Genomic DNA, 21,391 nt, shown 5'->3' on the forward strand with positions numbered 1-21,391 from the left:
TTGAAAGTGGTTTTGTCGGATGCCACTCCGGATTCCCGTCCCAGGACGACGAATGTCCTTTCTTGAATTAGAATACATACTAAGGTTTTCTGCGGTGAAGAATCAATTCAATATTGTAAATTTATTTTTAAGTTTTAGTTTTCTGTCCTTAAGTCTTCAATGTAGTCCTACTAAATTAAATTCCACTTGTGATCCTGAGAGTGAAAGTTTTGTAATGACCGCCTTGTTAGAGTTTGGTTCCAGTGATGGATCGTCCTTATGTCCTTTGTTTTCCGGCTTGAATCCCTTACGCTTGCGTTATGGTAGCGAATTTCTTGTGATACGGCAAAATGAATCCATTGGTCAGATGGTTCCCTTCGTTTCTGAACCCATCGATCATTGTGAGTCATTACCTAGTTTGCCTGTGGGTGTAATCTTAAATGAATCCAATTGTACCATTTCGGGAACTCCCATATTTGGGATGAATTCCACTAAGTATTTGATTACCGCGCGTAATCAAAACAAACAGACAACCATTCCTTTGGTCATCAAGTCTTTGTATGCTCCGAAGTTTGCCTATGTTGCCAACACTACCTCGGGATTAGTCAATACTTATTCCATCAATGCAAATTCGGGAGTGCTCACATCCACTGGATTTTTGGCGGCCGGAGGTGGCCCTGAAGCTATGGCGATCAGTCCCGATCAAAAGTTTTTAACCGTTCCTAATAGAAGTAGTAACAACATCTCTCAGTTTTCCATCAATCCAACTAACGGGAATTTAACTTTAGTGGAAACGATTGCAAGTGGCGGAATTTCTCCCCTCGCCATAACCTATCATCCTACTAAAAATATATTATATATTCGAAATACGGTGAATGTGACCACGTTTTTGGTCAATACAGTGACGGGAAATTTAACTTTAATCAATACAATGCCTGCAAGTAGTGGTGCCTCTAGTATCACTATCGATCCGTTTGGAAATTTTTTATACGTTCCTAATTACAGTGGGAGGATGATTGATTCCTATCGTGTGGACCAATCAACAGGAATACCAGATCCCAATGTGGTGCAATCAATCACAAGTGGTACCAATCCAAGGAACTTGGAAATACTTTCTAATGGTAAAACTTTATACGTAGTAAACGATGTAGATAATAATATTTCTACTTACCAATTAGACTCTAACACTGGTTTTATGAATTTGATTTCCCCGGCAACTTCTCCTGCGGGTTTGAGTTCTCGGGCTCTCGCTTCGGATCCAACAGGTAGATTTCTTTATATGACAAACCAAGGATCGGATTTTGTTTCTATTTTTGCTGTAGATCCGGTGAGTGGAAGTTTGATCCCCGCGGCCACAAGTTTGATGGGAACTGGGGATGGCCCTTCCGCCATTACCACGGATTCTTCAGGAAAGTTTTTGTATGTTACCAATTTTTTTTCCAATACAGTGGATATGTTTCGGATCAATGAGGTTGATGGAAGTTTGATTTCCAATGGCAATGTGGGAACCAGTTCTTTGCCGGGTGCCATCGTGACTGCGGGAACTAATCCATAGTGAATTTTGAATCCGGGATTTGGATCCTGGAATTCTCATAGCTCAGGAGAAATTTTCTTCTTAGGATATCCTTGAGGTTACAAAATATTTCTTAAAAGCTGAAAAAAGGGATGAAAGCAGGCGATCACCTTCTATAGTATTGGGGGTAGAAATGGATTTTTGATTCTATCGCGAGGCGTTGTATGTTAGGTAAAAATATAGTTCAGTATATTTTAATATTTGTATGTATGTTTAGTTTTTTGTATTCCTGTTCCACGGAACCGGTAAAAGATAGCGCGGTAGATTCAGTAGAAACAATCAGTTCGACAAAGCGGGCTTGGAATCCGGCTCCTCAATGTTGTGAACTACATTCGGAATTTTTAGGTGTTGTTGTCCTGAGTAAAGTTTGTGTTTCTGAAACAGAAACACAATTGGAATTGTTTACCAAAGAATCGAAGAAGGTTTGTGTATTAAAAGAAGGAATGGTCTTTCGTGATGATTTAGGAACAGCCTATTCCTTTTTAAAATCGGAGGGAGTGGGTCTTTGTCCTAAACGAACCCAGATGAAGAACACTCCTTTCACTTTGCACTTCCAAAGTATTTCTTCTGAAGCTAAGTCCTTTGATTTGATCGAAGACAAAAATGCGAAACATGCAAACAAACCTTGGATCTTTGAAAAGGTAGACCTTACACAATGTGTTTGGAAATAAAAGTCCTGCTAAAGTTGGATTAGCAGGATCCCCGGTCGAAGGGAATCGGTTAAAATCGATGTTTCTGTTTAAGTCTTTTGTGACCAAGCAGAACACCAACCAAGGGAAGATACAACACCAGCACTGATGATATTACATTTCCCCCATTCCTCATTCAGTTTTGTATACTGTGCACAGTGTTTGCAAAAATGATTTTTGGCTGTGGGTTCTTTCCTTTCGGGATAAAAAGTGAAATCCGTTTGTTTAGCATCATGATGAAAGCCCAAGGCTTTGGCAGTTGGATCCGATTCGGAAACGGGTTTCAAACCTTCTGGAGCTGGTCCAGAGGGTTTGGTTTCCGCCATCAATTCTTCGGTCAAACTCAAAGCCCCCTCCCCAAGGGAGAGGCAGGCCACCAAATACAAGGACTTGGTTAAAAAAGTTTTACGTGAAGTTTTTGGCATTTCTACTTCTTAACATCAAATCTGTCTAACATCATCACTTTGTTCCAAGCGGTCACAAAGTCTTTTGCAAACTTCTCTTTTCCATCATCGGCAGCGTAGATTTCTGCAACAGCACGAAGTTCAGAGTGAGAACCAAAAATAAGATCCACGGAAGTGGCTGTCCATTTTTTAGCACCTGTTTTGCGGTCTACACCTTCGTAAAGTCCATCTGTTTGCGAAGACTTCTGCCATTTTGTCGACATGTCGAGTAAGTTGACAAAAAAGTCATTGCTAAGAACTCCTGGACGACTTGTCAAAACACCATGTTTGGATTTTGCTGCATTGCCATCAAGAGTCCTTAAGCCCCCGAGAAGCACTGTCATTTCTGGTATTGTTAGAGACAATAGATTCGATCTATCAACTAACATCTCTGTAGGGGAAAGGGAGTTGCCCGTGCCATAGAAGTTACGGAATGCATCGGCCTTTGGTTCTAAAACAGAGAAGGAATAGACATCCGTTTGTTCTGCGGTGGCATCTGTTCTACCTGGTGTGAAAGGAACTTCAATTTTGGTTCCTGCTTTTTTTGCTGCTTCTTCGATGGCTGCGTTTCCACCGAGAACAATCAAATCAGCAAGAGAGATTTTGTTTCCTGATTCATTGAAGTCGGATTTAATCTCTTCCAATTTTTTTAATGTTTTGGAAAGTTCTTCAGGATCATTCACAGCCCAATTTTTTTGAGGTGCGAGTCGAATCCTTGCTCCATTGGCTCCCCCTCTCATGTCGGTGCTACGAAAACTCGCAGCAGAAGCCCAAGCCGTTCGTACGAGTTCCGGAATGGTAAGTCCTGATTTTAGAATTTTACCTTTTAAGCTCTCAATTTCTTTTGGACCAACTAACTTATGGTCTACGGCAGGAAGTGGGTCTTGCCAAATGAGTGGTTCTTTGGGTAGATCTTTGGAGATATAACGGGAAAGTGGTCCCATATCTCTATGAGTGAGTTTGAACCAAGCTTTTGCAAAGGCAAGTTCGAACTCTTTTGGATTCTCTTGGAATTTTTTGGCGATGACTTTGTAACTTGGATCAAATTTCAAAGCTAAGTCAGTCGTAAACATAATCGGTGCATGACGAAGTGTTTTGTCATGGGCATCGGGAACCATATTGGCTCCTGCACCATCTTTAGGAATCCACTGGATGGCACCGGCTGGACTTTTAGATTGCACCCATTCGAAACCAAATAGATTGTTTAGATACTGTGTGGTCCACTTGGTTGGATTGGCAGTCCATGCTCCTTCGAGTCCACTGGTTATGGTGTCTTCTGCATTTCCTTTTTTTAGATTATTTTTCCAACCAAACCCTTGTTCTTCGATTCCAGCAGCTGCTGGTTCTTTTCCTACGTGTTTGGATGGATCAGCCTTTCCATGTGCTTTTCCGAAAGTGTGACCACCGGCAATGAGTGCCACGGTCTCTTCGTCGTTCATTGCCATTCGGCCAAATGTATCTCTAATGTCTTTAGCGGCTGCTAGTGGGTCTGGATTTCCGTTCGGGCCTTCAGGGTTTACATAAATGAGTCCCATTTGTACGGCACCGAGTGGATTTTTTAATTTGCGATCGCCTTCATACCTTTCGTCGGCTAACCATTTTTTTTCAGGTCCCCAGTAGACAAGGTCGGCTTCCCAATCATCTGTCCTTCCCCCGGCAAAACCATAAGTTTTAAAACCCATAGATTCGAGAGCTACGTTTCCGGTAAGAACCATAAGGTCGGCCCAAGATATTTTTTTTCCGTATTTCTTTTTGATCGGCCAAAGTAGGCGACGTGCTTTGTCTAGGTTGGCGTTATCAGGCCAGCTATTGAGTGGTTCAAATCTTTGTTGTCCACCACCAGCACCTCCGCGTCCATCGGCAATGCGGTAAGTTCCGGCACTATGCCAAGCCATCCGGATGAAAAAAGGCCCGTAGTGTCCGTAATCAGAAGGCCACCAATCTTGTGATGTTTTCATCAAAGTTTTGATTTCTTCTTTGATTGCTTGGATGTCTAGGTCTTTGAATTCCTTAGAGTAATTGTATTGTCTCCCCATCGGGTTTGATTCCGCGCTATGTTGGCGGAGTGGTGCTAAATCGAGCCGTTCTGGCCACCAAAACTGATTGGATATGGTTTGGCGATCCGCAGAACTCGAAGATTCTTTGGTGTCCGCAGCTCCCAATGGGCTGAGACTCAGCACCAAAATGGCAATTGCAGAAATGTTTGTTGTTCTCATATTGTCCCTCACTTTCTAGATTTAATTTAAATTTAGAATAAGTCTAGAGATACAAAGCAAGCCATTTTTTAGATTTAGTCTAAATTTAAGCTGTTAAGGGGAGAAAAACGAGAATTTGTCAATGCGAACGGAAAAAAAATCTGAATCGAATTCTTTATTCCGTTCCTTTTTACGGTGAAATCCCTGGGCTAGTGGCGGTGCCTTGGATTCAAAGGCTTGCCATTAAGGATTGATGGTTTACCTTTTTTAGAAAGAATTCCCCTGCGTTAGAGATCGGGAGGGCTTGGTCCCGCGCCGTGGGTGGGGGACGGGAGCGAACGCGCACCCCGGAGAAGCTCGGCCCCTAATGAATATTAGGTGTAAATAGTGGAGATGGGGAACGCTAAAAAAAAGAACTAGGAAGAATGTATGGAAAAGTTCTGTCCGAAATTTTCTCTTAGCGATACTATTGTGGTATGGGTTATCGCACAATTCTCGGTTTCAAAACCTACAATTTCCCTGAATTAAAAGATCTTTTAGCAAAGGCCAGTCCCCATCGTTCTGGAGATGTTCTTGCGGGGTTGTCGGCGGAAAGTCAGGAAGAAAGAGTGGCCGCTCAAATGGCACTTGCTGATGTTTACCTATCTGAATTTTTAAATGTAGAACTAATACCAGCAAACAAAGATGAGGTGACTCGTCTTATTTTTGATTCGCATAACAGGGATGCCTTTGGTTTGATTTCTCATCTAACTGTGGGGGGATTCCGCGATTTTTTGTTAGCGGAGACTACTGATACCGAACGGATCCGTTCCATCCAATGGGGAATCACACCTGAGATGGCAGCGGCCGTATCCAAACTCATGTCCAACCAAGATTTAATTTTGGTGAGTCGAAAAATCAATGTAATCACAAAATTTAGAAATACTCTCGGTGTGCGAGGTAGACTCTCTGTTAGGTTACAACCCAATCATCCCACTGATGATCCAAAAGGAATTGCGGCAAGTTTGCTCGATGGACTACTTCTCGGAAGTGGAGATGCAGTGATTGGAATCAATCCAGCAACAGATAATATTCCCACCTCCATTGCTCTTTTGGAAATGTTGGACAACCTCATTCAAAAGTATTCGATTCCTACGCAGTCTTGTATTTTATCTCATGTAACAACTTCTATGGAAGTGATGAAACGAGGGGCTCCTCTTGATCTTGTTTTTCAATCCATTGGGGGAACAGAAGACTTAAATAAAAGTTTTGGTGTCAGTCTTTCCATTTTAAAAGAAGCAAGAGAGATGGCACTTTCTCTAGGTAGAGGGACTGTGGGTGACAATGTTATGTACTTTGAAACGGGCCAAGGAAGTGCTTTGTCGGCCGGAGCCGATCATGGGATCGACCAACAGACGTTAGAGGCAAGGTCCTATGCAGTCGCAAGAGAGTTTTCACCACTTCTTGTCAATACAGTGGTTGGATTTATTGGCCCAGAATATTTATACAATGGAAAACAAATCATTCGTGCGGGTTTAGAAGATCATTTTTGTGGGAAGTTACTGGGCCTTCCTATGGGTGTGGATGTTTGTTATACAAATCATGCAGAGGCAGACCAGGATGATATGGATACCTTACTTACATTGTTAGGTGTTGCTGGTTGTACCTACATTATGGGAATTCCTGGGGCTGATGATGTGATGTTGTCTTATCAAAGTACATCCTTTCATGATGCCCTGTATCTTCGCCAAGTTTTGGGATTAAAGCCGGCACCTGAGTTTGAACACTGGTTGATTGAGAGAGGGATTTTTTCCAATCAAAATGGGTTTTTGCCGAAAGAGAATCGGCACTTGAGTTTACTCGAAGAAATACTGGGAAAGTAAAAAGATTTATGACTTTTTTAGACGAATGGAAACAATTTAGCAATGCAAGGATCGGCCTGGAACGATTTGGGGGATCTATTTCCACCAAAGAAGTGTTACGGTTCCGATTAGATCATGCGAGGGCCCGAGATGCTGTTTTACTGAGTCCCAATTTCCCGAAGTTATTAGAGGAACTAGGAGATCTTGGAAAACCGAAAAACCTTCCCAGTATCCTTCTGGAAACAAAAGTCCACTCGAAAGAAGAGTATTTGCGAAGGCCCGATTTAGGGCGAAGGTTGGCTTCTGAATCACTGAGCCGTTTGCAACCGTTAGCTGGTGGTTTTGATTTGGTAATTGCCTGTGTGGATGGTCTTTCTGCCAAAGCCATCGATGAAAATTTGATTCCCTTTTTAAGGATTCTAATGGTCGCCATTGATAAGAAGGGATTTAGTTTGGCACCCTTGGTTTTAACCAAAGGGGGGAGAGTTGCGATCGGTGACGAAATCGGAGAGGTTTTGAATGCGAAGGTATCCATTGTTGTGATTGGAGAAAGACCTGGTTTGTCTTCGGCTGATAGTTTGGGAGTTTATATCACCTATAGACCGCAAGTTGGTAAAACGGATGAAAGTCGTAATTGTATTTCGAATATCAGGCCCAGTGGTTTTGGATTTGAAAGTGCTGTAGCAAAAACCATGTATCTTGTCGAGGAGTCCATTCAAAGAAAACTTTCCGGTGTCGATTTGAAAGATGAAATGCCTCCCGAGTTTTTATTAAAATCGAAAGACAATCCATCCCTGATTGATTGACAGAATCAGTCCCTTTGATTTTTAATAGAATCCATTCCGGGAGGAATGAGGTGAAACTCCTCAACTGACGGTGCAACCGTGAATTCTCGTTCCCATGTTTGGGAGAGATAAGTCGGATCTTCCCACAAATGAATCGCCCGTAAACGATCATTCGTTCCTAGATTTTTTGAAAGGGCCCCGGACAAAACATACCGGAATGACCAGAACCTCCACCAAACAGAGATTGTGTGATTCCGGGTTTAGGAGATAGAACTTGGAAAGATCCAAAATGTCCGACATAAAAAATTCCAATCCAATACAAGACCCACCCAAACATGAAGAGAAAATTTGTCCCAATTGTTCTCGCATTTTTGAATGTAAGGTTGGTTCGATTAGCCTTTGTCAATGTACAAAGGTGTCTCTTACTTTGGAGGAGAGGAATTATTTAGCATTACAATTTGCCGATTGTCTTTGTTACCAATGTATGGAGAAGTTGGCCTTTGAATATAGAGTCACAAAATCATATAAGGCTCTCACTTGGAATTTTTAAGTCGTAAAAATGGATAAAAATTTAAAGCCGAATCACTTGAATGAACTATTGGAATTAGGATCAAAAGCTCTAAGAATTGCCGCATTAAATACTGATGCAAAAGACTTTATTTTAAACAACGAAACTCTTTTTAAAACTTTGAAGAAAGCGACCGATCGTTATATCGGTGGTGATACATTAGAAGAAACAATCCCAAAAGTCATTTTGGGGAACCAAACAGGGTTTAAGTGCTCGATTGAGTTTATGGGAGAAAGCACCAAGTCGATTCAAGAAGCCACTGAAGTTACTGATGAATTCCTTCGCATTGTTAAAGAAATTAAAAATCAAAGTCTTTATTCTACAGTTTCTTTAGACCTTTCCCATATCGGTCTTTCTCTTTCGAAAGAATTTTGTCGTGAGAATTTGGAGAAAATCTGTAAAGAAGCAAAAAATGCAGATATAGAAGTGATCGTAAGTGCGGAGGATGTGGAAAAAACAGATGCCATCCTTTCCGTTTATCAACAATCTCATCAGGTGTATGACAATTTAGCGATTACGCTGCAGGCTTATTTGTATCGAACGAAAGAAGACTTCCAAGAGTTGATCCAAGAGAAAGGAAGGATTCGTATTGTGAAGGGGGCATTTGAAACTCCTCCGGGTCATTCAATACCTAGAGGAGAAAAATTAGATATTATTTATTTAGATTTTGTAGAGAAGCTGATATCCCTGAACCATAAATGTTCCATTGCTACCCATGATCATCGAATCCAACAGGAAACAAAAGCTTTCATCGCAAAATACAAACCGAATCTAAATTCTTATGAATTTGAAAGTCTTTATGGAATTCAAACGGAACAGTTGGCCACTCTTCGGGAGGAGGGCCACCCAACCAAACTATACTTTGTTTATGGAAAGGAATGGTATCTTTATCTTTGTAATCGTATTGCCGAATACCCACTCAATATTTTCCGAGCCTTGGATGATATAGTTTCTTCTTAAAATCCACCAAACAATTGTAGCATTTTTCTTAAATCTTATGATGAAATTCCGAAATTGAATGGAAAAAATATTTAGGTAATGGTTCTATCTGTTAAGATAGGATGATTTCCGTTTGACTAGCATATTCTTTTTGGTACCTCTATTTGCTTCTTTGGCAAACGTTAGTTGTTTTATTGAAAATATAACACGTGACCACCGTTTCCATCGTTTACTGAGTGTATTTTATTTCACGATTGGAATTCAGAATGCTGCCACGGCCGCTCTTTGTCTAGCACCGGATGAGCCGACGGGTTTGGCTTTTTGGATCTTCCAATGCCATTCCTTTTTTCTTTTGGCACCAGTGCTTGTTGCTTTGTGTTCGTTTTGTACGGGTAGGCGGTTATTCAATAAAGCAACCATTACCATTGCTATCTATGCTTTGGTTGTGGATTTACTTTGTTCCTCGATTCCAAAGAATTTTGTTTATGGATTTACTGCTCTTTCCTTTGGAATGGCACCACTATTAACTGTTTTTGGTGGGATTCTAGGCGGTTCAGTCCACTTTTTTGCCATTGCAGTGTCTTTGTATTTTGTTCTCTCTCCTTTGGAATGGAATTCCTTTTTTAATCGAAAGACATTTATCATTGCCTTATGTGTTTGGTGGTTTGGTCTTTTTTCTAATTTTCTACCGATGTATGGATTTAATTTTCCACCCTTTCATCCTGTAGTGGATGCCACTCTATCTGTCCTACTTTCCATCTACTTAAATCGTTACAATGCATCCAGGCCCAGTATTTATAGTCTTGTTGCATCTATTTTGATTTCTCTGGCTGTTGGATTATTTGTTGGGATTTTGGTTTTAGGAATCCTTCCCACTTTTCCTTTTAAGGAATTGGCCACATCCATTGTCACAACCTTAACGAGTCTTTTGTTTTTTGTGTATTTGTTTAAAACTACTTTTAAGGATGAAAAACCAAATCTTTCGGTTTCTCTGTCTCTCGGAGACTTTGGTTTATCCAAACAAGAACTCCGGATTTGTGAATTGATTGCAGAAGGGCATAGTCGTTCCTTCATACGATTGATCCTGAATGTTTCTGATGGAACCTTACGGAACCATTTGAAAAATATTTATTCGAAAGTATTACCGGAATCTACATCTACCTCTAAAGACCAACTGCAACGTTTAACCGTGTTTTTATCCAAACAGAAGTTAGTAGATAAAGATAAAGAATCTATTCAATAGGGATCAAATTCAGGTTTTCCTGACTTTGGTTTTTATTGTTCTACACAAACTAACTCATGACCCACGGAACAAAGTTGTAATCCGCGTCCTGCAGTGAGTGTGACGATGTCTTGTGTGTAGGCGTCTCCCACAATTCCGAATTCGGTGGCAGAGTTTGTTGTCCATTTTTTGCAAGTTCCATTGGAATTGGTCGTCCAGTCTGGATTAAGACCTGTCCAATGGTCTGAGCTCAAAGTAGTAATGGGTGTTGAGATTCCTGATGTAAACAATCCATTGGCATTCGAGGATTCAATTCCCGTTCCGTTATCTCGAACATAGTTTTGGTTTGTTTTAAATACCCAATCGATTTGTTTTTCTCCAGAATTTGCTGTGAGGCTAGCCCTACGTGATTCGCCGTCGACAACCATGGCTTTGAACCTTCCTGTCCCTGGATAGTTGGGATCAGATTGGCAGCGTGAATCAAAATTAGATGCCTTCCCGATATTGGCAGGATAAGCATTCTGTGTTATGAATATGATACAGTTGTTACACGATGCGTAACAGTGGATTTCAATTTCTTTTACGTCCTTGTCCGCAATTTTCCCAATAGGATTGACCAACTCACAAAAATTTCCTTGGGCTTGTGTGGCAAAATTGACTTCGTAATCGGAACCGACGGGAATTCGATCGGGAAAGGAGAATTCACTACTGCCTGCAGGAAGGGAAAGTTGAATTTCTTTATTTAAGATCAATCTCAATCCGTTTCCGGTAAGTCCAGAAACTTTTCCTCCGATCCTAAATCCATCTTCTCCCGATTTCGCACTGACGGCACAGTGTGCACTTTCATCACCTAATATAGATTTTGCTGCCATGGTTTTTGAAAAAGATTCGGAATTTGTATCACAAATATTTTTCATTGTTTGCGGGTCGCAGTTGACTAAGATTCCTATTGAAAGAATCAAAAACAAAATGAATTGGGGAACGAAAAAAAAAGAGTAAAATTGAATTTTACATTTAAATTCGAAGAAATGATCTTTTTTAAATCCAGATGTGTTCTTTTTAATTCCAGTCAATACACATCTGGTTTTTTTAAAGGCGCTTTTAATCATTGGGGATGTTTACATATCCTTGAGCGATTATAAACTGTAAGGGTTGGTCCATCATGAGAAAGGAGGTAACTTTCGTACAAAGATATTCTTTTTCATAAATGTTAAAACTAGTTTTGACTGTATGGATTCCTGTATTAGGAGAAGGGATTTCTAAACTGACCGCTTTTGCAATGGTATCGGATAAACTTCTGGGACTGGCTCCGACTAAGTCTAAGTATAGAGACGTGCCATCAACAGGTAGGTTGTATTTGGCAGTGATTTCGATTGTATCACCTATCTTTGTTACATCAAAACAATGATCATTACAATCCCCAACGGTTGCAGGGATCTTCAAGGCATTCGCACAATTTCGTGGATGTCCGATGGTTAGTTGTTTGGTGGAAATTCCAAATTCATTTTTTGCCACTACGAACACTTTGATCTTTTTATCAGCTTCGGTAAGGTAAGTATAACCACTGAAGTTGGCAGCAGTTCGTTTGAGAGACTGGAGTGCATTCGTTACCGTTCCATCGGGATTCAGTTCCATATTTTTTTTTCCAAAATAAAGTGTGACTTCTGTATTTGCCGGAACAGGTTTTTGAAAACTCACGCTCGATTTTGGAAATTGGAGCAGGCCCTTCGTGGAATAGGGATCATCTGCTGGATTGGCATTATTGGTGAAATAGGTAATCTCATTGAGGAGGGGAGGACTGCCTTCAGGGGTATCTTCCACAGTGATTGGAACTTCTGTTCCTACGGATCCGCCTTGGTTGCCTAGTTGGGAGGTTGTGCTCGGATCTGTGGCAAGTAAGATGGGAACCAAATAGGCCTGTGCCTCAGCGGATTTACCTTCACATTTTAAAAAGAAAAGAGAAAGGCCTGTCATAAGTAGAACCAAAAGGTTCCAACGAACAAACTGAATTCCTTTTTTGCGGAGCCTATCCAAATGTCTGGTCAATGGGGTTGGTGTTTTCATGCTCCCAAGGTAACATGAATTCGTTTCTCTGGCCATGTCCTGGATGTCACGAGTAGGGGAAAGAGCCTATCCCAAATGTCATGTTTGGAATTTACCTGCTGGTATTGTTGTTTTTTTACTAAGCCAGAGTCTTGAATGTCGGATCGGCGAAAGTCAGGTTCGATGGTAAGTCACACGCATTTTCAAGTGGGTGGGATTTGCGTGCGGTTTTCTTTCTCCATCCGCGCGATTTCGAAACTCAGTTACCTTTTTCACCGACATACTTTTTTCAGTGACTTACCTTCTTTAGCGAATGGCCTCTCATCCAAATAGTTACCCATTTAGATAACTATTTATCTTGCCAAAAAAACTGCCTATGCTAATAGTTTTCCATATGGATAACTATCAAACTCCGAACCTACTCCTTTACATCCATCCCTTGGCCTCCTTTTGTCATAAAGTCCTCATTGCCCTTTATGAATCGGGGACAGAGTTTGAACCTCGGATTGTGGATTTTTCCAAAGAAGATTCGAGTGCGGAACTTTTTGCATATTGGCCGGTGGGGAAGATCCCCCTCCTGCTGGATCGGATGCGGGACAAAACGATTCCGGAAACTTCGATCATCATTGAGTATTTGGATGAATTCTATCCCGGCCCACAAAAACTCATTCCTTCGGATTCCAAACTGACTTTAGAAACAAGGCTTTGGGACAGATTCTTTGATCTCTATATCAGCGTGCCGATGCAGAAAGTGGTTCTCGATCGTTTGCGACCGGAAGGCCAAAGAGATGGTTTGGGAGTGGAGGAAGCGTATCATACCTTAAAGATTGCCTATGATATGGTAGAAGGGCAATTGGGTTCTAAAACTTCCCAAACTTGGATTTCTGGTGATAGTTTCAGTATGGCTGACTGTTCCGCTCTGCCTGCCTTGTTTTTTGCAGATACCCTTCTTAGTTTTCGAGAAACCCATCCCAAGACTACTGCTTATTTTGATCGGCTAGTGGAAAGGGAATCCGTGAAACGCACGTTAATTGAAGCGGAACCATATTTTGAATTTTATCCCTTCCACGATAAAATTCCTAAAAGATTTCGAAAACAGAATGGATAAGGATAGAACTGAATGTACGAAATGCTTAGCTCGTTGATTGATGAAATCTGATTCGTTAGGTTTAGAAATTATCTTCCATGCTCTTTCGGATCGAAGTCGATTGGGAATGGTCGAGCGATTGAGCCTTGGCCCAGCCTCTGTGAAAGAATTGGCGGAACCACTCGATATGGCTTTACCATCTGTTCTGAAACATTTAAAAGTTTTGGAAGAAGGTGGGATTGTTATTTCAGAAAAGTTGGGTAGGGTTCGGACTTACCAATTGGATCCAACAAAACTTTCTGGTATTGATTCTTGGATGGCGGAAAGGAAAGCAGCTTGGAACAGAAGTTTCGACCGATTGGGGAAATTTTTAATCGAATCTTCGGATGAGAATTCCGACGGAGAATGAAATGCAAGATACAGACGTAAAACACTCTACATTTACCATAGAAAGAATCCTTCCTGCTTCTAAAGAAAGATCTTTTGCCGCTTGGGCCAATCCAGATTCCAAACAAAGATGGTTTGCTTGCCATGATGATTGGAAGACCGTTGAATATAAGTTAGACTTTAAGACGGGTGGAACGGAGTCTAACTTGATACAAACACCATCAGGGAACAGACATGTATTTGATGCACGTTATTATGAAATTGTACCCAATGAACGAATTATATATGCCTTTGGGATGTATGTAAACGAGATTCGCGTTTCCGTTTCTTTAGTCACTGTTACATTCGAGTCTTTCGTTCAAGGGCGAACGAAGATGGTATTTACCGAACAAATTGTACTATTAAAAGAGCCCGGTAAGGATGGCTTTTCTTTGGAAGGCGAAGTGCGTGGTCGAGTGGAAGGAACGGAAGCTGGTTTTGACAGGCTCGAGAAAGAATTGGCCTAAAGGCTCCAGGTTTCGGAGCCTTTGTTGATTCATTTTTTCTTAGTTCTTCCCGGAATCAGACTGAATAAAGAAATTCATAAAAGGATCCATTCACAATGGGAACTCTTATGTTTTTGATATCTCTTGTTTGGTCTTCATTTCCCAGATATTCTAAAAAAGACTTTTCTGGTTTGTAAAAATATTTGGTTCTAGCACGTTCTAATGATTGAACCGAAGTTTGGATATTAGACTCTTTTGATTCCTTGGGGTTGAAGAATTGAAAGAGTTGCCTGTTTTTTGCCGAAGCTGGTAGAGAGCATTCGAAACAAATTTCTTCTTCGATGGATAAAATTTCGTCATAGAGATCGGAATTTTGACCCGGGCCACCGAGTGCTCCTAGTTTTTGGGAAAGTTCATAGTATTCGTCGAGTAGGGATTCAATGTATTCCATATTGTGGTAACCTCTTGCGAATAACTATACCAGGGGGGTGGGACAAAAAAGGACCCATTGGACAGATTTTTTAAAAAATCTGCCCGATCACTAGGTTTCCTTTGGTGTTTTTTCACGATTTTACTTTACCTTGACCACAACTTTTCCTTTAGCCCGACCACTCTCTACATACTCCATAGCATCGTTTACTTTTTCATACGGAAATACTTTGTCCACAACTGGACGAATTTGACCCGAGTTGATGAGTTCCGTGATTTCGCTCAATTGCTTGCCTTCTGCTCTCATAAAGAGGAACTGAAAGGTCACTTTCAATTGTTTTGCTTTTTTACTCACTCTAAGGCTTAACAAGCTAAGAATTGATTTTATAAACCAGGAAGAATTTATTTCTTTCGCAAAATCAGAATCAGGTGGGCCTGAAATGGAAATGAGTTTGCCACCTGGCTTTAGTATCCGCAATGATTTTTGAAGGGTCTTTGCATCTTGGCTATGTAATACCAGATCATAATCTTTCAAAATTATTTCGAAGTCTTCTTTCTTGTAATCAATGACAATGTCCGCTCCAAGACTTTTCACTAATTCAAAATTAGGTGCACTTGTAGTCGTAGCGACTGTAGCACCTAAGTGTTTGGCCAATTGAATGGCAAAACTACCGACACCACCGGAGCCGGCTTGAATCAAAACCTTTTGCCCTTTTTTTAGCTTTGCTTTTTCGATGAGTGCTTGATAGGCTGTGAGTCCAACCAATGGAATTGATGCGGCTTCTTCCATGCTTATGTTTTTGGGTTTGATCGCTACATCATTTTCGTTCATTGCTATACGGTCGGCAAACGTACCTATCCTGTAGTCAGCGGGCCTTGCATAAACCTCATCACCAACTTTAAATTTTTTTACCCGTGAACCAACTTTGAGAACGATGCCTGCGACATCGTGGCCTAGAATGAGTGGAAGTTTATAAGGCAAAATCAGTTTAAAATCGCCATTCTTAATTTTTGAATCTAGTAAGTTTACTCCTGCAGCATGAACCTCAACCAATACATCATCCTCCTTCATGATTGGTTCCGGCATTTCTACAGACTCTAGTTTATCTCTTTTGTTATATTTTCGAATTATATAAGCTTTCATTTTATTTCCCAATGATTAGATATACTAATTTGATTTCCTTATTTGTTTTAAAATTGAATTCTCAAAAGTGTTATATGCGTAGTGTTGCAATGTAAGAATCATAGAGGATCCTTTACCCACAGGGAAATTAAATTTTGGATTTTTCTCATCAATGATTTTAACCACTGTGTCTACAACCGGTTCTGGAGAGGGAGAGTTCGCGAACGCTTCTTGGGAGAAAGCGGCTGTCTGCTTTCGAAATAGATCATAATCTTCAATTCTTACTTTGGATGCGACAGCACTAGTTCCAATATTTGTTTTGAAAGCCATCGGTTCGACCATACTGACTTTGATATTGAAACTACTTAATTCGAATCTTAATACTTTGAAGTAACCTTCTAAAGAATGTTTTGATGCTGAGTAATAGGCAACATTAGGAAGCCCGATGAGTCCCAAGAAAGATCCAACTGTAATGATTTTTCCCTGTTTTTGTTTTCTGAAATGAGGTAGGAGTTGATTGGTGAATTTTACAGTTCCCCAAAAATTAGTTTCAAATTGTTCTCTTCCTAAATCGATCGGGGTTTCTTCAGCAAGCCCTGTAACTAAATACCCTGCATTATTGATCAGAACATCTAGTTTGTCTATTTTACCGAAAAGTCGTTTCGTAAAGGATTCAATGGAACTATCAGAAGAAATATCTAGTTCTAATAATGGAAAGGGTAGTGAGTTATGTTTTTCTGGATTGCGGCTTGTGCCAATCACAGTATGTCCACTCTGGTGAAGTTTATTGGCAATCAAAAGTCCGATCCCCGAGGATGCACCTGTTACTAAAATTGTTTGTTTCATTGTTTTTGTCTCACGTTCTCTCAAATTTTGTGGTAGTAGTCAATTTTTGGTTTCAAAAGGTATTTCTAGAATTTTCTACTTCTGTATTCTTTGACTAATATTACTTGCAAAAAGCAAGTGGTGGGGAATAAAATTACTTGTTTTTTGCAAGTAATTGAAAAAAATGAATTTATGCCAGTGAATCAAAGTAGATCAGATTGCCCGATCAGCTGCGCCCTTGACATTTGGGGTGATAAATGGTCACTTCTTATCATTAGAGATATTATGTTTTTTAAAAAACGCAGTTATAGCGATTTCCTAAACTCAGGGGAGGGGATTGCGACAAATATTTTGGCTTCGAGGCTTCAGACGTTGGAAGAAAACGGTCTCATTCAAAAATCAGGCCATCCAGAAAACAAAGTCAAAGTTCTATACAAGTTAAGCCAAAAAGGAATCGATCTGATGCCTGTATTTATCGAAGTTTATCTCTGGGCCGAAAAGTATTTTGAGATGCCGAAAGAGATCAAAACCAAATTAAAGGACTTAAAAAAGGACAAGGAAACATTCATTCGGTCAATGAAAAAGGATCTTCTCAAAAATCTGGTCTGAATGGATTCCACTCACTCACTTGTATTGTTGTCGGATCCTCTTTTCTGTATCAGTTGTAATGGATGTCAGAAGTAGAAACAATATCTTCCTGAAGACAAAGAACAGATATTGTTTCTACTCTCAGAGTGGAAAACTCTAAACTTCCAAATACTTCATAAAACTTGGAGAAGCTTTTAATTTCTCCATAAGCACCTTTAGGATAGCAACTAGGTCTTTTTCTTTGTGTTCAAAGAACCGAATGATCTGTAAAATTTCCCAAACTTCTTTTCCAACTTCCATGGTTCTTTTCACCATAGGAGGAGGATTTTTGAGATAAAGATTTTCACCGGCGCTATTTACCTTTACAATGATTTCTGCTAGTTTGGATGGAATCTGTGTAATGTCTGTCACATACTTCCAGTTATAACTAAGTCCTGTAAGAAGTGGGTTGTCCAAACCATTAAATTCTGTCCTGGGATCATTTTTATAAATGACGATAGGTTTGCCTGTAGCAAAAGAAATTCCTGTTTCTGAAATTGAACCGTCGTCAGCTGGTCTTCCATTCATATTGAACACGGTAGCATTACATCGTTCCACCACTTGATACACATCCATAGCAAAAACAGCCTTTTGAACGAAAATCATAATGTCTCGAAAAATTTCACCTGAGATGATGGGTGTGTTGATTAGGGCCATTACTTTGGCCACTTCAATTCCATCTCTTTGTGGAAGGTAGGTTTTGTATCCTGCAGCTTCTAAGGTGGCCGCAATACTTGCCATAGTGCTGAGTTCTTCTGGACTAAACATGGGGCCAGAACAGTAAATATATTCGCTCATAATCTCCTCTAATTCATTGAAAATGAATCAGGGCATTTTTTCACGGAAGATAAATTTAAATCACCACAATTTTTATGGATAAATAAAAAAAGTTAGATGTTTGGTGAGGGATTGAGAGCGGATTTGATCTCGGAAAATTAGGAGGATTGAACTTTAACTTTTTGAATTTAAGATTTGTGCTCATATTTTAAGGGAAATTTAATAGTAAATTTTGTCCCATTATTTCTATCTATTTGAATTGTTCCTCTGAGTTGTTTTACGAGAATTCGCAGTAGCTCCAGACCGAATCCAGTTGAGGATTCTAGATTGATACTTTCAGGGATTCCAATTCCATTATCACCGTAAATACACGTTATTTGATTATCTATTTTTTTGATTTGTAGAGTTATTTCCCCTTTGGAAAAGATTTTAAAAGCATATTTCATGGAATTGGTAACCAACTCATTTAATATAATCCCTAATGTGGAAATCATTCCTGCAGTCAGCGAAATCTTTTCTAATTGAATTGATTTAGACACCAATTTTCCTTCGGGGAAAATGCCAATAATCTCTCCAATCAAATCAGGAAGATATTCTGAGACATCAATTTCTACAGAATTCCTTGATCTGTAGAGTTTATCATACAAAGTCATCATACTCTGAACTCTACAAGATGCGTCCACTAAGATACCTTTCATATTGACATCGGATTGGGCATCTGCTTGTAAATTTAAAATTCCATAAACAGTCCCCATGTTATTTTTAATGCGATGGTGCACTTCTTTGAGGATAATTTCCTTTTCCGATAATAAATTTTGAACTTCCGTTAAATGTATATCTAATGCATCGTTTATATTCCTTAATGCAAATTCTAAGTCTTTGGTTTTGGTTATATTTGTAAATGTGATTACGAGGCCAAGAATTCGATCGTCAATTGTTCGGTATGGCATTATCTTCGCTAAATACCATATTTTTAAAGTAGATTGAATTTCAATTTCTTTGTAGAGTAAAGTTTCTAATACTTCCTTTGCATCGTTAAAAAAATCAGGATAGTCTAGTTTGCTTCCTAGATCCATGATAGGACGTCCAATATCACTAGGGATCATATTAAAGACTCGTGAAACCTGTTTTGTATACCTTCTGATTCGTAGCTCCTTATCTAGAAATATCGTCGCTACATCCGTTCCATCTAATAAGTTTTTAAAGTCATTGGTAATTAGAATATACTCATCTATTTTGTTTTGTAATTCTATATTAACTGTTTGTAACTCTTCATTTAAACTCTGCATTTCTTCTTTGGAAGAGGTTAGTTCTTCATTTGTTGATTGCATTTCCTCATTGGTAGATTGTAATTCTTCGTTTGTGGATTTGAGCTCTTCTTCTGATGTTTGCATTTCTTCAATAGTAAGTTGTAGTTCTTCCTTGGTTCTTTGAAGTTCTGCTTTCAAAACTAAAATTTGAGAGTGTTGTTTGTTTTTTATTTCTTTGTTGTTTTCTTTTTCTATTGGAATGAGAGTCGGAACATCAGCAAAAACTACCAAAAATAAACCTGACAATGTATCGGGTTTTTCTATTTTCCGAATGATTACATCCACTAAAACAATACCCGAATTAAGAGTTATTTTTAAGCTTTTTAATGAGATGGGGTCCGTTGACTTTATTGCCTTTCTGAATGCAATGATGATTTCATGACGTAAACCTTCTCTTGCCATAATAAAAATATTTAAGATCGCTTTGCCTGCAGCAGGTTCCAAGTATTTCCCAGTTTTCCCTGTAATATATAATATATCCCCTTTTTCATTAGTGAGAATGCTTGCAGGACTATATTCTCGAAGGAGGATTGTGTCTGTTAAAGATTGAATGTTTGGTTCTGATTCTTTGATTTTTATTATATCGAAATTTGTAAACTTATCTGATTTGAAAGAAGTTGGAAAATCCAATTGTTCGTTTCTGGAAGAAACTAGGTTCTTCGTAAAGATTTTTAATTTTGAATCTACAGTTCTGAAAAATTGGTTTTGGCTTCCTAATGTTTCTGCTGTACCAAGAATGAGGTATCCTTCTGGCTTTAAACAATATCTAAATAATCCTAATACTTTCCGTTGTAGGTTCGGTTCCATATAGATTAGCATGTTTCGGCATGATATAAAATTGAGTTTTGTAAACGGAGGATCTTTGATGATGTCATGATTTGCGAAAATTACTAATTCTCTAACAGACGGATTGATGCGATACCCACCTTCAATTTTTGAAAAAAATAAGGTCAGTCGTTCTGAAGAAACATCTTTTTCTATGTTAGATTGGTATATGCCTTGTCTTGCTTTGGTGATTGCATCTTCGTCTAAGTCTGTAGCAAAAATTTGGAATTTAACATCGCGATACTTTTTTTCTTTTGTTTTTGATTCTAAAAAGATGATTGCAAGACTGTAAGCTTCTTCACCTGTCGAACAACCGGGAATCCAAATTCTAATGATATTTTCAGTGTTTTTTTCGAATACATCATCGACTAAAAGTTTTTCAATATTTTCCCAAACTTCTTTATCTCTGAAAAAATGAGTGACTCCGATTAAAATTTCTTTAAATAAGAATAATAGTTCATCTGGATTTTCTGTTACAAATTTTTCGTATAGTTGAATATTTGTTAAATTAAGAAATATCAATCGTCTTTCAATTCGCCTGAACAGAGTATTGTTTTTATAATTAGTAAAGTCATGGCCTGACTTCTGTTTCAATAATAATTGAATGACTTTTAAAGATTTTATGGAATCCTCAGATGAAAGGTCTGATGTTTTTTTTTCTGGTTGAGATTCTAAAAAATACCTTAGTTCTGTAGCTAACTCATCGGGAGAGGCAATGAAATCAGCATTGACTGAGTCGATTGCATTTAATGGCATTCCATCGAATTTTGCAGTTGTAGGGTCTTGGATAAATGTAAATCCATTTTCATTTCTAATCGACTGTAATCCAACTCCACCATCGTGTCCCATTCCTGAAAGAATGATACCTACACTTTTTGTTTTAATGTCTTTGGCCAATGAAGTTAAAAATAAATCGATAGGTAAACGGAAACCTCTAGCTTCTATTGGTTTTGAGAGTGTGAGGATTCTGTTTGCGATTGTTATCGATTTATTGGCTGGCAAAACATATATTGTATTTGGTTTTACTTTTACTCCATCAATGGCAGCATACACTGGTAACGGCGTATAACGTTGTAATATTTCAGGGATCATCCCTTTGTGATCAGGATCTATATGTAAGATTACTACAAAACAATATCCTGTATCTTTAGGTAGATGTTTGAAAAATAATTCTAAAGCCTCTAATCCACCGGCGGAGGCGCCAACACCAATCACAGGAAAGTCCATTGGGGTCTGCAT

At 39.2% G+C, this 21,391-nt stretch carries 20 protein-coding genes; 11 read left to right on the forward strand and 9 right to left on the reverse strand.

What is annotated here, in order from left to right; all coding sequences use genetic code 11:
* Window positions 1-52: 52 nt before the first annotated feature.
* Window positions 53-1,534: a lactonase family protein gene (locus tag JWG41_RS11030; RefSeq protein ID WP_205269984.1), complete on the forward strand. Its 1,482-nt coding sequence runs from the start codon at window positions 53-55 to the stop codon at window positions 1,532-1,534.
* 182 nt (window positions 1,535-1,716) lie between these two features.
* The gene (locus tag JWG41_RS20960; RefSeq protein ID WP_232373937.1) at window positions 1,717-2,223 is read left to right on the forward strand and encodes a hypothetical protein; all 507 of its coding nucleotides are present in this window, start codon (window positions 1,717-1,719) and stop codon (window positions 2,221-2,223) included.
* 68 nt (window positions 2,224-2,291) lie between these two features.
* On the opposite strand, the gene JWG41_RS11040 is transcribed toward JWG41_RS20960, so the two are convergent.
* Together JWG41_RS11040 and katG are read right to left on the reverse strand one after the other, a co-directional pair.
* A complete protein-coding gene (locus JWG41_RS11040; RefSeq protein WP_205269985.1) occupies window positions 2,292-2,666 on the reverse strand; it encodes a high-potential iron-sulfur protein in 375 nt (124 codons plus the stop codon).
* A 2-nt stretch (window positions 2,667-2,668) separates the two neighbouring features.
* Window positions 2,669-4,900: a catalase/peroxidase HPI gene (gene katG / locus JWG41_RS11045; protein WP_205269986.1), complete on the reverse strand. Its 2,232-nt coding sequence runs from the start codon at window positions 4,898-4,900 to the stop codon at window positions 2,669-2,671.
* Window positions 4,901-5,355: 455 nt separating this feature from the next.
* Between katG and JWG41_RS11050 the strand changes: the two genes are divergently transcribed.
* The 5 genes from JWG41_RS11050 to JWG41_RS11070 all read left to right on the forward strand — a co-directional run bounded on the left by JWG41_RS11050 (window position 5,356) and on the right by JWG41_RS11070 (window position 10,255).
* Window positions 5,356-6,741: an ethanolamine ammonia-lyase subunit EutB gene (locus tag JWG41_RS11050; protein WP_205269987.1), complete on the forward strand. Its 1,386-nt coding sequence runs from the start codon at window positions 5,356-5,358 to the stop codon at window positions 6,739-6,741.
* An 8-nt stretch (window positions 6,742-6,749) separates the two neighbouring features.
* Entirely contained in the window at window positions 6,750-7,526 is a 777-nt protein-coding gene (gene eutC, locus JWG41_RS11055; protein WP_205269988.1) for an ethanolamine ammonia-lyase subunit EutC, read from the forward strand.
* 268 nt (window positions 7,527-7,794) lie between these two features.
* Window positions 7,795-8,055, forward strand: a complete 261-nt coding sequence (locus JWG41_RS11060; RefSeq protein WP_205269989.1) for a cysteine-rich CWC family protein — start codon at window positions 7,795-7,797, stop codon at window positions 8,053-8,055.
* A gap of 9 nt (window positions 8,056-8,064) precedes the next feature.
* A complete protein-coding gene (locus tag JWG41_RS11065; protein ID WP_232373938.1) occupies window positions 8,065-9,033 on the forward strand; it encodes a proline dehydrogenase family protein in 969 nt (322 codons plus the stop codon).
* 112 nt (window positions 9,034-9,145) lie between these two features.
* A complete protein-coding gene (locus JWG41_RS11070; RefSeq protein ID WP_205269990.1) occupies window positions 9,146-10,255 on the forward strand; it encodes a helix-turn-helix transcriptional regulator in 1,110 nt (369 codons plus the stop codon).
* A 32-nt stretch (window positions 10,256-10,287) separates the two neighbouring features.
* On the opposite strand, the gene JWG41_RS11075 is transcribed toward JWG41_RS11070, so the two are convergent.
* Together JWG41_RS11075 and JWG41_RS11080 are read right to left on the reverse strand one after the other, a co-directional pair.
* Complete coding sequence (locus JWG41_RS11075; protein WP_232373939.1) at window positions 10,288-11,151, reverse strand: DUF1554 domain-containing protein; 864 nt, start codon at window positions 11,149-11,151, stop codon at window positions 10,288-10,290.
* 184 nt (window positions 11,152-11,335) lie between these two features.
* Window positions 11,336-12,298: a hypothetical protein gene (locus JWG41_RS11080; RefSeq protein WP_205269992.1), complete on the reverse strand. Its 963-nt coding sequence runs from the start codon at window positions 12,296-12,298 to the stop codon at window positions 11,336-11,338.
* Window positions 12,299-12,653: 355 nt separating this feature from the next.
* Here JWG41_RS11080 and JWG41_RS11085 point away from each other — a divergent pair, with 355 nt between their 5' ends.
* Genes JWG41_RS11085 through JWG41_RS11095 form a run of 3 tightly spaced genes read left to right on the forward strand, consistent with a single transcriptional unit; the run spans window position 12,654 to window position 14,257 of the window.
* On the forward strand, window positions 12,654-13,385 hold the full coding sequence (locus tag JWG41_RS11085; RefSeq protein WP_232373940.1) for a glutathione S-transferase family protein: 732 nt from the start codon (window positions 12,654-12,656) through the stop codon (window positions 13,383-13,385).
* Window positions 13,386-13,425: 40 nt separating this feature from the next.
* The gene (locus tag JWG41_RS11090; RefSeq protein ID WP_205269993.1) at window positions 13,426-13,773 is read left to right on the forward strand and encodes an ArsR/SmtB family transcription factor; all 348 of its coding nucleotides are present in this window, start codon (window positions 13,426-13,428) and stop codon (window positions 13,771-13,773) included.
* Between the two features lies 1 nt (window position 13,774).
* Entirely contained in the window at window positions 13,775-14,257 is a 483-nt protein-coding gene (locus JWG41_RS11095) for an SRPBCC family protein (protein ID WP_205269994.1), read from the forward strand.
* A 55-nt stretch (window positions 14,258-14,312) separates the two neighbouring features.
* Here the strand turns inward: JWG41_RS11095 and JWG41_RS11100 are convergent, their stop codons facing one another.
* The 3 genes from JWG41_RS11100 to JWG41_RS11110 form a co-directional block, all read right to left on the reverse strand.
* Window positions 14,313-14,687 (reverse strand): hypothetical protein, encoded by a 375-nt coding sequence (locus tag JWG41_RS11100; protein ID WP_205269995.1) that lies wholly within the window; start codon window positions 14,685-14,687, stop codon window positions 14,313-14,315.
* Between the two features lie 120 nt (window positions 14,688-14,807).
* The gene (locus JWG41_RS11105; protein ID WP_205269996.1) at window positions 14,808-15,809 is read right to left on the reverse strand and encodes an NADP-dependent oxidoreductase; all 1,002 of its coding nucleotides are present in this window, start codon (window positions 15,807-15,809) and stop codon (window positions 14,808-14,810) included.
* Window positions 15,810-15,833: 24 nt separating this feature from the next.
* Window positions 15,834-16,634: an SDR family oxidoreductase gene (locus JWG41_RS11110; protein ID WP_205269997.1), complete on the reverse strand. Its 801-nt coding sequence runs from the start codon at window positions 16,632-16,634 to the stop codon at window positions 15,834-15,836.
* Window positions 16,635-16,805: 171 nt separating this feature from the next.
* Here JWG41_RS11110 and JWG41_RS11115 point away from each other — a divergent pair, with 171 nt between their 5' ends.
* Window positions 16,806-17,222 carry a winged helix-turn-helix transcriptional regulator gene (locus JWG41_RS11115; protein ID WP_205270028.1) on the forward strand — a complete coding sequence of 139 codons (417 nt, stop codon included), beginning with the start codon at window positions 16,806-16,808 and terminating at the stop codon, window positions 17,220-17,222.
* 135 nt (window positions 17,223-17,357) lie between these two features.
* Here JWG41_RS11115 and JWG41_RS11120 read toward each other — a convergent pair whose 3' ends face one another.
* Window positions 17,358-18,038: a nucleoside 2-deoxyribosyltransferase gene (locus JWG41_RS11120; RefSeq protein WP_205269998.1), complete on the reverse strand. Its 681-nt coding sequence runs from the start codon at window positions 18,036-18,038 to the stop codon at window positions 17,358-17,360.
* 167 nt (window positions 18,039-18,205) lie between these two features.
* A complete protein-coding gene (locus JWG41_RS11125; RefSeq protein ID WP_232373941.1) occupies window positions 18,206-21,391 on the reverse strand; it encodes a chemotaxis protein CheB in 3,186 nt (1,061 codons plus the stop codon).

The organism is Leptospira chreensis (assembly GCF_016919165.1).
GTDB lineage: Bacteria > Spirochaetota > Leptospiria > Leptospirales > Leptospiraceae > Leptospira_A > Leptospira_A chreensis.